This window comes from Actinobacillus suis ATCC 33415, assembly GCF_000739435.1.
Taxonomy (GTDB): Bacteria; Pseudomonadota; Gammaproteobacteria; order Enterobacterales; family Pasteurellaceae; genus Actinobacillus; species Actinobacillus suis.
In genome coordinates this window covers 719,742-733,690 of the sequence record NZ_CP009159.1, presented here as the reverse complement: position 1 = coordinate 733,690, position 13,949 = coordinate 719,742, and the positions used below count along the sequence as shown (strand labels likewise).

Genomic DNA, 13,949 nt, shown 5'->3' with positions numbered 1-13,949 from the left:
TTTTCTTTACTTAAGCAAGTTAGGCACAAAAAACCGCTTGAAGTTTCCTGCAAGCGGTTAGTTATATTCTTTTAATGGTTTATTCATCCATCACAACTTTGCCGATAAAATCAAGATTGCGATATTTCTGTGCATAATCAATGCCATATCCCACTACGAACTCATCCGGAATTGCAAAGCCAGCCCATTCAACCGGTACTTCTACTTCACGACGTGAAGGTTTATCCAATAATGTACAAATTGCTACCGAACGAGGCTCACGTAAATTCAAAATATCACGTACTTTACTTAAAGTAAAACCGGTATCAATAATGTCTTCAACGATTAAAACATCTTTCCCGTGAATCTCACCATCAAGATCTTTTAAGATCTTAACATCACGACTTGATTCCGTACCTGAACCATAGCTAGAAGCTGTCATAAAATCAACTTCAACCGGTACATCAATTAAACGCACTAAATCCGCCATAAACATAAATGAACCACGTAATAGCCCTACAACAACCAAATTCTCGCAATGTGCGTGTGCATAGTGATGATTAATTTCTTTAGCAAGTTCCATAATACGAGATTGAACTTCTTCGCGAGAAATAAGGGTTTCAACGTGATGTTTTTTCATAATGTTTAAGCTCTCTTAATAAAAATAGAGGGTAATGATAATGACAATTAATACTAAAATCAAAATAAATTTGGCATAACACCAAAATGTTATGCCAATTTACTTATTTTAGTTGTCCGAACGCTTGGCGTAAATCCGCTTTTAAATCTTCAACATGTTCCAAGCCAACTGAGAAACGCAGTAAGTTATTGGTGATACCACGTGCAATACGCTCCGCTTCTGGAATATCCATATGTGTTTGGGTTGACGGGTAAGTGATAAAACTTTCCGTACCGCCTAAACTTTCCGCAAAGGTAATCAAATTGATCGCTTTTAAGAATTTCGGCACCCATTCTTCTTTTTGTAAACGGAATGAAAGCATGCCGCTCTTACCTGAATAAAGTACGCTATCAATCTCAGGCTGTTCACTTAAGAACTTCGCTAATTCAGTTGCATTCGATTGGTGGCGCTCCATACGCAACGCAAGGGTTTTTAAACCACGCACAGCAAGGTAAGAATCAAACGGTGAAAGCACCGCACCTGCACAGTTTTGGAAGTAGAATAAACGTTCAGAAAGATTTTGACCGTTTACTTTAGTCGCCTCTGAATCTTTCGCTACAATCAAACCGGCTAACACATCGTTATGACCAGAAAGGTATTTCGTTGCACTATGAATCACAATATCCGCACCGTGTTCAATCGGACGGAATAAAATCGGCGTTAAGAAAGTATTATCCACAATTAACATTAAGTTATGTTTTTTCGCAATTTTAGAAATTGCATCAACATCACACTCTTCCATTAATGGGTTTGACGGTGTTTCAACAAAAATCGCTTTCGTATTTGGCGTGATTGCCGCTTCAATTGCCGCTAAATCTGCAGTATTGACATACACCGGTTTTACTGTATTGTGATGTTTATGACTGAAATCGAATAAACGGTAAGAGCCGCCATATACATCACTTGAAATAATCCACTCATCCGGTGCTTTGAAAAGCGACATCACTAACTGAATTGCCGCCATACCTGATGCCATTGCAAAACCGGCATCACCGCCCTCTAAATCTGCAATACCCTGCTCTAACACGGCACGGGTTGGGTTTTTGGTACGAGTATAATCCCAACCTGTTGATTCACCTAAACCATCACGGCCATAAGCGGTCGATAAAATAATAGGTGTTGCTACCGCACCTGTACGAGGATCAGTACGGTTACCTAATTGTACTAACTTAGTTTCAATGTTGTTGTATTTGGTCATTTTTCATTCCTTTTATTATTCATTTTAAACACACTCTGTGCGCCCCTACATTCAATCTAAACTATAAATTATTCAGATCCAAAACGTCCGTCATATCAAACAGACCATTTTGCTTGGTTTGAAGCCATTTAGCAGCACGCACTGCACCGTTGGCGAAAGTCATACGGCTTGAGGCTTTGTGGGCAATTTCCACACGTTCGCCCTCATCGACAAACCATACTGAGTGTTCGCCGACCACATCGCCGGCACGAATAGTTGCAAAACCGATTTCATCACGTTTACGTTCGCCGGTAATGCCTTCTCGAGCAAATACACCGTACGTTTTTAAATCACGTCCAAGTGTTTTAGCGATATGTTTGCCCATTGATAGTGCTGTGCCGGACGGTGCATCCACTTTATGACGGTGGTGAGCTTCAATCACTTCGATATCGCAATAATCGCCCATCACTTTCGCCGCTTTTTCTAATAATTTGAATACGAGGTTCACACCGACACTATAGTTAGAAGCAAACACAATCGAAATTTGCTCTGCTGCCGCTTGAATCGCTTGTTTACCCGCATCATCAAAACCGGTTGTACCAATGACCATTTTTTTGCCGTTTGCTACACAAAATTTAATATGTTCGAGCGTACCTTCCGGGCGGGTAAAATCAATTAATACGTCAAAATTGGTATTTTGGCTTAAATCATCGCTGATTTTTACCCCTGTTGCACCAATGCCCGCCACTTCACCGGCATCCGCACCGACTAAACTTGAACCTTTACGTTCAAATGCCGCACCTAACTCTACGCCTTCCGCATTTTGTACCGCAGTAATCAAGTTGCGTCCCATACGACCGCCGGCACCGACGATTCCGATTTTTAATGTCATTGTGTCTTCCTCTATAACGTCTTGTTCTTGTTAAAATAAGCGGTCTGATTTTGCCATAAATTTGCAAAATTTTGTGAAAATTTTACCGCTTATTTATGTGGATTTTGCTTATTGGGGTTTACGTCCCATGACCGCAATATGTACGGTAATTTCTTCTCTATCGTGATAAAGATGTTTCGCTTGAATTTTAAACCAAAAACCTTGTTTTTCGAGTTCTTCTTCAAGATACGCTAAACATAATTGCACTTCTTGATAACGTTTTTTCATCGGTAATTTTAAGTTGAAAATCGTTTCTCGACACCAACCGTTAATTAACCATTTACCGATTAATTTGCTGATCCGCATTGGCTGTTCCACCATATCACACACCAACCAGTCAATCATTTTACGTTTAGGCGGTTGGAATTTAAAACCGTCTTCAGGGCAATGCTCAATGCGCCCGGTTTCGTGCAGGCTTGCCGCCATTTTGCCGTGATCCACCGCATACACGAATACGCCACGTTTAACCAGTTGATAGGTCCAACCGCCCGGGCAAGCCCCTAAATCCACACCGGTCATTTCATCGGTAAAACGTTTTTTCTCTTCCGCTTCCGGAATAAAGGTGAGGATCGCTTCTTCTAATTTTAAGGTCGAACGGCTCGGTGCTTCTGCCGGGAATTTTAAACGGGGAATCCCCATAAAAAATGGCGATTTATTGTCGTTATAAGCATAACCGACATAACAACAGCCTGGACGCACAAATAAAATATGTAAACTAATACTACCTTTCGCTTTTTCTGATTTACCTAACCAGCCTTGCTTTTTTAAGCTATTACGTAGCGGTACGGTAAACTTACGACAAAAGGTCAGTAATTCTTTTGCTTCGTTAGTATCTGGCGTTTCAACAAAAATATCCGAACTGTGACGAGGATTTAACGCTTGGTATTGCTCTAAAATCGGTGAAATGCGATCTTCGACAGGCAGATCTTGTAGCATATCCCCTACAACAATCATTTGACGGGCAAAAATCAATTGTTCAAATTTTAATTCTTTGGCTAAGCGATCCGCATCGCCTGCTTGATAACATTCAAAAATGATATAACCACTATTTTCTTTTAAATTTACAAAGCCGAACACGCCTAATTGTGCCGCTTTATCGGTAATCTCGCCGGCAGTTTCTTTTTCAAAGCCCGCTCGGCAATATAATGCTAGTTTATTCATAGGTTTTCTAATTAGTGAAAAATGTGGTTAGTATAGCGTTTTGCGCACTATTTTAATAGGAAAAACAAGTAATTGATTAAAAATACAATATGGATATAATAACAGGTGTTGTTTTTGCAATGATGTGAAAACAATAGGTGGCAGGGAGAATGCAAAAATCCCTGCGGCAACAGGGATTTTGCGTTTGACCTGCTTTTGATTAACTCATTAGACAGGAACTATAAGATGCAATTTAAACTAACCTGTAACGAAGGTAAATTGCAATTGTCAATCAAAATTGATGTCGGAATCATTCTAGCCTTGATTGCGTTGGCAAGTCAATACCTGACACCATAAAACAAAAAACACGTTTTCCGCCTATTCTAACCGATTAGGCGGTTTTTTTAGCACGTAAACTTACAAAAATTAACGCAGCCCAGCCAATCATAAAAAATACGCCGCCAAGTGGTGTACTCCACACAAATAATCGCTGTCCAAATAATGCTAACGCATACAAACTTCCACTAAATAACAAAATACCTAATATCCAACTTCCACCGATAATGTTTAAGGCTTTCGCTCTGCAAGCGGGCGGATTTTGTGAGGAATTTACCAATTGGAACAAACCTAAAGCCAATAAAGCTAAGGTATGAAACATTTGGTATTGAAGACCAGTATCAATCCAACCTAACGCTTTTGCCTCTAATATTTTAGCTAGTCCATGAGAAGCGAAAGCACCAAAAGCAATACAGAAAAAACCACTGATTGCCGCAAATACGATAAATTTATTTTTCATCATTTCTCCTTAAAAATTTTGCTAACTATAACAGCTATTCTATAACCTCGGGAGAATAATCTAGATAAGCGGTCGATTTTAAGCAGTTTTTTGCAAAAAATTTTGAGAAAATGACCGCTTGTTTTCAAATAGCTATAGCATGAATAGAAAAACGCACTAAAGCATTTAAACTCTAGTGCGTTTTGTTTTACCTGTTTATAACACTATGCTTGTGTATATTTCGGTTCTTTAAATACGGTGACTTCCGGTGCAACACCAGTAAATTTCTCTACTTGTACCGTTGCAGTATTCGGTGAGTTACCTTGTGCTAATTTAGAAGTACCTTCATCACGAGTTAACACATTCGGATTACCGTTTTTACAAAGCGGCTGTTCTGATTTACCGAGATCCATCGGATCATACCAAGCACCTTCATGCAACGCGATCGCACCTTTAATGATACCGTCTGTTACCACTGCACCCGCTAACACCTGACCACGTTTATTGAAAATACGCACGATGTCACCGTTTGCAATACCACGAGCTGCTGCATCTTCGGTATTAATTAATACCGGCTCACGATCATTGACTGCATAAAGTTTACGCAATGAGCTGTAAGCTAATTGACTATGTAAACGATATTTTGAGTGTGGGGTAACTAATGCAAGCGGCGCTTCTGCGGTTGCATTACCAGCGAACTCTTCGTGTTCCATCCAAGTTGGGTGACCTTTACAGTCATCGTAATTCATTTTCGCCACTACATCAGAGAAAATTTCAATTTTGCCTGATGGTGTACCTAATGGGTTGAGCAATGGATCGTTACGGAACTCTTCATAACGTACCCATTTTTTCGCTTTTTCAGTCGCTTTAAAGGTAACTGGTTTGTTATCCGCCCAGAACTGTTCAAATTTAGGCATTAACACACGGTTTTTACGTGCCGCATCAAATGCAGTTTGATAGAAACCTTTTAACCAATCCATTTCTGACTTACCTTCGGTAAATTCTTGTTCTTTACCTGCACGTTTTGAAAGCTCTGCAAAAATATCATAGTCGTTTTTCGCTTCAAATTGTGGCGGAACAACTTGTTTCATTGGGAAAATATTCATCATTGAATAATCGCCTGACATCGTTAAGTCATTACGCTCATAACTTGTGGTTGCCGGTAAAACAATATCCGCCATACGTGCGGTTGGTGTCCAGTGACATTCGGTGACAAACACACTGTCCGGTTTTTGCCATGCTTTTACTAAAGTATTGGTGTCTTGGTGATGGGTAAATGGGTTACCGCCTGACCACCAAATTACTTTAATATCCGGATAAGTCACTTTTGTGCCGTTATAGTCAATGGTTTTACCCGGATTTAATAATGCATCGGAAATGCGAGCAAGCGGGAAAGAGAATTTAGAGGTTTCATCCAACCAAGTTTTTGCGCCCGCTTCAGTAGACGGGTTTGCAGAAATCGCTCCTAAAATACCTCCGGTTGCAGTCGGCGCACCACCGTTTGAATAGTGGTAGCTAAAACCAAAACCGCCACCTGGTAAACCGATTTGACCCAGCATTGATGCCAATGTAACTAACATCCAGTGACCTTGCTCACCGTGGCGTTGACGTTGAATACCCCAACCAGCCATTAACATCGTACGTTTACTTTGTAGCTCTAATGCCAGTTTTTTGATGGTTTCTGACGGTACGCCACAGATTTTACTTGCCCATTGTGCATCTTTCGGTTGTTTATCTTCCGTACCTAACAAATATTTCTCAAATTGTTCGTAGCCTTTAGTGTATTTTTTGAGGAATTCTTTATCGTGTTTATCCTCGGTTACTAAAGTATGTGCCATACCTAACATTAACGCCACATCAGTACCTGTATGAACCGGAATCCACTCTGCACCTAAATATTCGCAACTTTCACTTCTTACTGGGTCAATACAGATAATACGTTTACCGCTTTCTTTGAATTTTTTGAAGTATTCCAAACCTTGTTGATCGGTTGAAGTCCAAGCAAGACGTAACGTATTTAATGGGTTTGCCGACCATAACACAATAACATCCGTGCTTTCTAAGACAACTTCCCAGCTGGTTTGCTGTTCATACACTTCGATCGTACCTAATACGTGTGGCATAATCACTTGTGCCGCACCGGTTGAATAGTCGCCTTTCACGCCAACAAAACCGCCGGTAATGTTTAGATAACGCTGTAATAACGTACGGGCTGCATGTAGTGAACCTGAGCTATACCAACCGTAAGAACCACCGAAAATTGCACTTGGGCCATGTGCGTCACGCACACGTTTCATTTCGTTTGCAACTAATTCAAACGCTTTATCCCAAGAAACACGCACCCATTCATCACGACCACGTAAAGTCGTATCTTTATTACCCTCTAAGTAACCTTTACGTACCATTGGGTATTTAACACGAGTTTCACCGTGCACTTGATCAGGTACAACCGTTTGTAGTTCATTCTCGATTGACGAAGGCATCGCAGGACCAGATTTAACCACTTTACCGTTTTCAACAACAACACCTAATGCCCCCCAGTGTGCTGCTGTCATCACAGTTTGCATTTCTGCCGCTGCCGCTTCCGTTGAAATCAAGGCATTTACACCACCGCCTGCCAAAGATGTCCCTGCAAGGCCGAGAGAAGTGTTTTTAATAAAACCACGACGACTTGCATTAATTTTTTCTTGAGTTTTCATATGCATAACCCTCTGAAAGTTAAGTTAAATTTGACACCTTTCTAAACACGAGGGGATAGCGCATTTCTTTACTATCCGGTGTGATAAGCGGTCTGATTTTGCAAAAATTTTGTGAATTTTGACCGCTTGCCACAGGCTTGCACACCTTATCTAAGACTTAGGCATACAAGCTCGGTATCATGTAAGTTAAATAAAATTAGTGTGAACTACCCGCAACATCTTTTGCGTTACGTTGTAGATAGATAGTTACCGCACGTACATCATCTGCTGACATTGAAGTACGGTCTTTCATTGAATTTACTACGCCGATCCATTGATTTGCCGTATAGTGATCTGCACCAATCGGCGCATGGCAACCGCTACAATGGGTTTGATTTAAATTGTCACCGAAACGATTAAGTGCCTGAATATCGGCAGTTAACGCCGTTTTTGGTAATGTCACTTCAGCGCTCACTTCTTTCCAATCTGAATTGGTTACATTGTCATGAACTGTTTGATGAACAGTGAGTTTGTCTTTTGCTTCATCTGCCACTAAGCCCACCATAATACGCTGACCTAGCCCCATATAAATGATGCTTTCCGCCCCCACTTGCTGCCAACCTTTAATTGTGCCAGCAACCTTATCACCGGACTCTTTCCATTGTGAGACTTCTGCAAACGGTAATAAACGAATTTCACCGCCTTGTGCGACTTGTGACGGAGCCATCGCTAAGTTATACAATGTTTTGTCGCTCGCACTAAATTGTCCGGCGTGTTTAGTTAATTCACCTAATGCCGCACTGTTATCTACTTGCATTTCCGGCATAAAGTGTGCAATACCTTTATGGCAGTCAATACAAGTTTGATTGGTTTCTTGTGCCAATTTATGCATTTTTTGCGCTGCTTCTTTTTGTTCACTGATGATCATCGCATCAAAGCTATGGCAGCTACGGCAAGTTGCCGAGTCGGTTTCTTTCATTTCTGCCCAAACACGTTGCGCCATATCTAAACGATTCGCTTCATAGGCTTCTTGATCCGGTAATTTATTGGTTACAAAGGTATGCCACACATCTTTTAATGCAACAACTTTAGCTTTTACATAATGCAAACCATCTTGAGGGACGTGGCAATCCGCACATTCCGCACGAATCCCTTTGCGGTTAGAAAAATGAACACTACCTTCCCATTCCGCTTGCGGATGGCTCATAGAATGACAACTTACACAAAATTCAGTAGAACTTGTCGCTTTCATTGCCGACTGTACGCCAAACAATGCTGCAGCACCTAACACAACACACACCACTCCGCTTACTAGTGATAATTTAAATTTGGACATTTTTACCCCACACAACTTATAAATAAAAAAAATACTCCTTTAGGAGTAGAGTGAAGATTACCATACCTCCAAATGATTAATTTGCGCCAAATCAATTTTTGTCAGCTTTGTATGTAAATTTAGCCATCTGAATGCGATACCACTTTCTAACTATTGCGAAAAACCTCTCCGACCTCTACAATAACTTATATTTATCAACAGACTCCGAGCTTGTGAGCCTAACTTCTTATCTGATCTGCTTTGCAAATTTTTTGCTAAATTTAACCGCTTGTCTGTAAGAATATGGTAGCAATGCCTGTAATTAGCTTATACGTAGCTAATTCAAGGGAATTTCAAGAAATTGTTGTTCCTCTCGTGTTTAGAAAGGTGTCCAATGCAATCCATTCCAATTAAAAACATTGGGGCGGATAATGTTTCTCAGCTTATTGATCGTTTTGAACGACAATATGTTTATTTACGTTTATCCGTGACTGATGTCTGCAATTTTCGCTGTAATTATTGTCTGCCGGACGGCTATAAACCGCCTTTACACAAGCAGCAATTTTTAAGCGTATCTGAAATTCAGCGCATTGTGCGTGCTTTTGCCGATCTCGGCACGGAAAAAGTGCGTATTACCGGTGGTGAACCGACTTTACGTAAAGACTTTTTAGAAATTGCTCATACCATTTCGCAAACGAACGGCATAAAAAAAGTGGCGTTAACCACTAACGGTTATCGTATGGAACGTGATATCGATTTATGGCAGCAAGCCGGCATTACAGATATTAACGTGAGTGTAGATAGCCTTGATACACGCCAATTCCAACTCATTACCGGTGAAAACAAGCTACAATCGGTCCTAAAAGGCATTGATAGAGCATTTGAAATCGGCTATCGCAAAATCAAGGTGAATGCGGTGTTAATGAAGCAATACACTGCCCCTGAATTAGATAAATTCCTCGCTTGGATTAAAGATAAACCGATTCAAATGCGTTTTATCGAGCTGATGGAAACCGGTGAAATGGACAGTTTTTTCAAAGCGCAACATTTATCCGGTCAGTCAGTAATGCAACGTTTATTACAAGAAGGCTGGCAATTACAGCCAAAAGCATTATCGGACGGCCCGGCAAAGGTGCTTTCGCACCCTGATTACCAGGGCGAAATCGGTTTGATTATGCCGTATGAGAAAAACTTCTGTGCCAGCTGCAACCGCCTACGTGTTTCGGCACTTGGTAAATTACACCTTTGCTTATTCGGTGAGGAAGGCATCGATTTGCGAGATTTACTCTCGGAAGATACCCAACAAGCGCAATTGGAAGCACGTTTAAAAGCCGCATTACAAGGCAAACGGGAACATCATTATTTGCATATCGGCGATAGCGGCGTTCGGAATAATCTCGCCTCAATCGGCGGCTAGTTTCTCTGTTACTTTTCTTTGCGTTGCCAAAGAAAAGTAACCAAAAGAAAGGCAACCCTACTTCACTGCTGTTCTTCACTTAGTTGAAATTTGCTTAACGGAACATTTTAGATTCGCCTACGGCTCAAGAAAAATGTTCCTACAAATTGCAACACGCTCAGGCGGTTCAGAAGGGAACCCAAGCGGTCATTTTTACTTTATTTATTGCAAAATACTTTAAAATTAAAAAGATACTCTTATGACTCAATTTACTCACATAAACACCAACGGCGAAGCCAATATGGTTGATGTTTCAATGAAACAAGAAACTGTCCGTGTTGCACGTGCCGAAGCATTCATTTCGATGAATGCCGAAACATTACAAATGATCATCTCCGGCAACCATCACAAAGGTGATGTATTTGCTACTGCTCGTATAGCAGGTATTCAAGCGGCCAAAAGAACCTGGGAACTTATTCCGCTTTGCCATCCTCTTCTCCTATCAAAAGTTGAAGTGCAACTTGAAGCTCTGCCGGAAACCAATCAAGTTCGCATCGAATCACTATGCAAACTCACCGGTAAAACCGGTGTAGAAATGGAAGCGCTAACCGCTGCCAGTGTTGCTGCACTCACGATTTACGATATGTGTAAAGCGGTACAAAAAGATATGGTGATTGAAAATGTTCGTTTGCTACACAAAAGTGGCGGTAAATCGGGCGAATTTAATGCGGAATAAGAATTACATTTAGGGATAAATATGATTAACGTTTTATTTTTTGCACAGGTACGCGAATTGGTTGGCGTTGATGCTTTAACCGTTCCTGCTGAGTTTGAAACCGCCGAACAGCTACGTGAACATTTAAGCCAGCAAGGTAAAAAATGGCAATTAGCATTAGAAAAAGGCAAATTATTAGTGGCAATTAACCAAAACATTTCACCGTTGGAAAGTGCAATCAAAGACGGCGATGAAGTAGCATTCTTCCCACCGGTAACAGGAGGCTAAATGCACGCTACGTTAATCGAAGTACAACAAGAAACGTTTGATCAAAATGCGATTTACCACTGGCTAAGCGAACATCATAGCGTGGGAGCAACCACGCTTTTTGTCGGCAAAGTACGAGAAATGAATTTAGGCGATAATGTATCCGGTTTATATTTGGAACATTACCCTGCAATGACCAAAAAAGCACTCCAAGAAATTGTAGATGAGGCACGTAGCCGTTGGGATTTACAACGTGTGGCAGTGATTCATCGTATTGGGCAACTTCATACTGGTGATGAAATTGTGTTGGTTGGGGTAAGTTCCGCTCACCGAAGCGATGCTTATCATGCTAACGAATTTATCATGGATTACCTTAAAACCCGTGCGCCGTTTTGGAAACGTGAAACCACACAAGACGGCGATCGCTGGATAGAAGGCAGAGAAAGCGACCAACTTGAAGCGGATAAATGGCAATAAATCACGCCCTTAGATTCACGGAATGTGTCGGAAGGTTTATAATATCTGACAACATTCCGTTTTTTATATATTGAGAATTTATGACAACACCAATTATTGATTTACAAATTGCCGCAGAGAACAGTGAAGATCTTCCGTCTTTAGAACAATTTACCCAATGGGTGCAACGTGCGTTAGCGCACGAAGCACAAACCGAAGATTTCCCTGAAACGGAAATCACGATTCGTATCGTGGACGAAGCGGAAAGCCACGAGTTAAATTTAACTTATCGTGGTAAAGACAAACCAACCAATGTGCTTTCATTTCCGTTTGAAGTGCCGGAAGGCATTGAATTACCGTTATTAGGTGATCTGATTATTTGCCGCCAAGTAGTGGAAAAAGAAGCGCAAGAGCAACAAATTTCCTTAGAATCGCACTGGGCACATTTAGCAATTCACGGCACGCTACACTTACTCGGTTATGATCATATTGAAGATGCGGAAGCGGAAGAAATGGAAGGCTTAGAAACCGAGATTATGCAAAGTTTAGGTTTTGAAGATCCGTATATATCAGAAAAAGTGATTGAAGAATAATGCGTAAACTGGTGATTTTAGCTGAAATGCCTCCGCTTGACGGGGGCATTGTTATTCATAGTGGCAATATCTCCCAAGCCAAACAGTTTTTGGGGCAAGAATACCCCTATGCAATTTATGATATGCGCGCTGAAGGCGGTGTATGTCTTAACTTAGACGCATTAGCGATTATTGCCGGTACGATTCAGGCACAAGGCACGCTCTATCTCATTTGCCCGAGTTGGGATACGTTGGAACAACAGCCTGATTTTGACTCGCAACGTTGGAATAGTGGTAAGGTGATTGCTACACCGAATTTCTATCGCTACGTTAAGGCATTGGTACAAAAATTCGGCTTTCAATTCCAAACATTGGAAGAAACGGATTTTAGCTTGCCAAAGCAGCCTCCCCAATGCCAAGCGGCTGAAAATCTTACGCAACAACAGCAAGAAATCTTTGAAAAATTACCGCTTGATTCATCAGCTATTCATTTAATTACCGCACCTCGTGGGCGAGGCAAATCTACCCTCGCCGGTAAATTAGCTCAGCAGTTAGCTAAAACAGAATCGGTACTGATTACCGCAAGAAGCCACTCGGTCTTACCTAGTTTTTGGAAGTCTGCTGCGCAGAATATTCCTTTTTTTGCCCCTGATCACCTGTTACAAAAAATTGCATCTAACCAAATTGCGGCAAATAGCTGGTTATTTATTGATGAAGCGGCAAGTTTGCCGCTGCCGATGTTACATCAACTCTGTGCTTACTTCGATAAAGTGGTGTTAACCACTACCACACATAATTATGAAGGCACTGGGCGAGGCTTCAGCCTGAAACTCCCTCAACAGCTCACAAAGCCGTACCGAGAATGGCAACTGACTAAACCGCTACGTTGGGATGAAAATGATCCGTTGGAACAATTTATTGATGAATTATTGATTATGTCGCTACCAAGCGAAACCAATCAATATGCTGAATTTTATCATTTACTGGCGGAAGCACATTACAAAACCACACCTAGCGATTTACGCCGATTATTTGATGCTCAAGATCAGTTACTACATTCTTTCTCCGAACATCAGCGTTTAGTCGGCGGTATTTGGGCTGTACCTGAAGGTGATTTGGAACCTGAATTAGCTGAAGCCATTTGGCGGGGAGAACGCCGCCCACAAGGTAATTTAGTCGCACAATATCTCTGCTTCCAAGGCAACTTACTCGAAGCCTGTCAGCTACGTTCGGTACGCATCTCACGTATTGCGGTACAACCTGAATTGCAACAGCAAGGGATTGGCAAGCGGTTAATTTCTGACTTTATTTTGCAAAAAATTCAGCAAACTCGACCGCTTGTAGATTATGTTTCGGTCAGCTTTGGGCTCTCGGAACCTCTGTTGCATTTTTGGCAACAATGCGGTTTTCAGTTAGTACAAATTACCCCGACAAAAGAAGCCAGTAGCGGCTACCACAGTGCGATGATGCTCTACCCGATTTCAGCCAAAGGCCAGCGATTTGTAAAACAAGCTACCGCCCAATTTGAGAGAGATTTAGCATTACAGCCGTTTTATACCGAATTGCAAAATATGTTGCCAATTCGACCGCTTGTGCAGCTGCAAATGGACGAACAAGATTGGCGTAATATAGAAGGGTTTGCATTAGCGCAACGTTCGCTGGCAGCAAGTTATGTCAGCCTAACACGCCTTTACTGGCAAGATCCTCGCAATCATGGCGTGTTAGCCAATCTCTGGCAACAATTCGAGAGTATTCAAGGTAAAAAAGAATGGTTGGAAAACTTGCGTAGCCTGCTTGCCAGCTACTTGCGATACGTACGCTAATTCGTTGTAAATTGATATAAAAAAAACCACCTCAATAAGCGGTGGT

The 13,949-nt window shown here is 41.4% G+C and carries 13 protein-coding genes and 2 riboswitches; of the genes, 6 read left to right on the top strand and 7 right to left on the bottom strand.

The features are described from left to right. Window positions 1-79: 79 nt before the first annotated feature. The 7 genes from hpt to ASU1_RS03410 form a co-directional block, all read right to left on the bottom strand. A complete protein-coding gene (gene hpt / locus ASU1_RS03440; protein WP_014991467.1) occupies window positions 80-619 on the bottom strand; it encodes a hypoxanthine phosphoribosyltransferase in 540 nt (179 codons plus the stop codon). Between the two features lie 103 nt (window positions 620-722). Next, window positions 723-1,856, bottom strand: a complete 1,134-nt coding sequence (locus ASU1_RS03435) for a methionine biosynthesis PLP-dependent protein (protein ID WP_014991466.1) — start codon at window positions 1,854-1,856, stop codon at window positions 723-725. Between the two features lie 61 nt (window positions 1,857-1,917). Next, complete coding sequence (gene dapB / locus ASU1_RS03430) at window positions 1,918-2,727, bottom strand: 4-hydroxy-tetrahydrodipicolinate reductase (RefSeq protein ID WP_014991465.1); 810 nt, start codon at window positions 2,725-2,727, stop codon at window positions 1,918-1,920. Between the two features lie 108 nt (window positions 2,728-2,835). Then, entirely contained in the window at window positions 2,836-3,927 is a 1,092-nt protein-coding gene (gene rlmM, locus ASU1_RS03425) for a 23S rRNA (cytidine(2498)-2'-O)-methyltransferase RlmM (protein ID WP_014991464.1), read from the bottom strand. Window positions 3,928-4,297: 370 nt separating this feature from the next. Continuing rightward, window positions 4,298-4,702 (bottom strand): DUF423 domain-containing protein, encoded by a 405-nt coding sequence (locus ASU1_RS03420; RefSeq protein WP_014991463.1) that lies wholly within the window; start codon window positions 4,700-4,702, stop codon window positions 4,298-4,300. A 203-nt stretch (window positions 4,703-4,905) separates the two neighbouring features. After that, entirely contained in the window at window positions 4,906-7,380 is a 2,475-nt protein-coding gene (torA, locus tag ASU1_RS03415) for a trimethylamine-N-oxide reductase TorA (RefSeq protein WP_039195008.1), read from the bottom strand. An 18-nt stretch (window positions 7,381-7,398) separates the two neighbouring features. Continuing rightward, a riboswitch (molybdenum cofactor riboswitch) is annotated at window positions 7,399-7,569 on the bottom strand. A 7-nt stretch (window positions 7,570-7,576) separates the two neighbouring features. Continuing rightward, window positions 7,577-8,695 (bottom strand): NapC/NirT family cytochrome c, encoded by a 1,119-nt coding sequence (locus ASU1_RS03410; RefSeq protein ID WP_014991461.1) that lies wholly within the window; start codon window positions 8,693-8,695, stop codon window positions 7,577-7,579. A 190-nt stretch (window positions 8,696-8,885) separates the two neighbouring features. Beyond that, a riboswitch (molybdenum cofactor riboswitch) is annotated at window positions 8,886-9,080 on the top strand. On the opposite strand from ASU1_RS03410, the gene moaA reads away from it, so the two are divergent. From moaA to ASU1_RS03380, 6 genes are all read left to right on the top strand, one after another. Next, window positions 9,069-10,091 (top strand): GTP 3',8-cyclase MoaA, encoded by a 1,023-nt coding sequence (moaA, locus tag ASU1_RS03405; protein WP_014991460.1) that lies wholly within the window; start codon window positions 9,069-9,071, stop codon window positions 10,089-10,091. Its footprint overlaps the riboswitch before it by 12 nt. Before the next feature lie 238 nt (window positions 10,092-10,329). Beyond that, window positions 10,330-10,806, top strand: a complete 477-nt coding sequence (moaC, locus tag ASU1_RS03400) for a cyclic pyranopterin monophosphate synthase MoaC (RefSeq protein WP_014991459.1) — start codon at window positions 10,330-10,332, stop codon at window positions 10,804-10,806. Window positions 10,807-10,827: 21 nt separating this feature from the next. Then, window positions 10,828-11,073 carry a molybdopterin synthase sulfur carrier subunit gene (gene moaD / locus ASU1_RS03395; protein WP_014991458.1) on the top strand — a complete coding sequence of 82 codons (246 nt, stop codon included), beginning with the start codon at window positions 10,828-10,830 and terminating at the stop codon, window positions 11,071-11,073. Continuing rightward, a complete protein-coding gene (gene moaE, locus ASU1_RS03390) occupies window positions 11,074-11,529 on the top strand; it encodes a molybdopterin synthase catalytic subunit MoaE (protein ID WP_014991457.1) in 456 nt (151 codons plus the stop codon). 80 nt (window positions 11,530-11,609) lie between these two features. Beyond that, window positions 11,610-12,101: an rRNA maturation RNase YbeY gene (ybeY, locus tag ASU1_RS03385; RefSeq protein WP_014991456.1), complete on the top strand. Its 492-nt coding sequence runs from the start codon at window positions 11,610-11,612 to the stop codon at window positions 12,099-12,101. Next, a complete protein-coding gene (locus tag ASU1_RS03380; protein WP_039195005.1) occupies window positions 12,101-13,903 on the top strand; it encodes a tRNA(Met) cytidine acetyltransferase TmcA domain-containing protein in 1,803 nt (600 codons plus the stop codon). The genes ybeY and ASU1_RS03380 overlap by 1 nt, the downstream gene beginning before the upstream one ends. Window positions 13,904-13,949 lie beyond the last annotated feature (46 nt).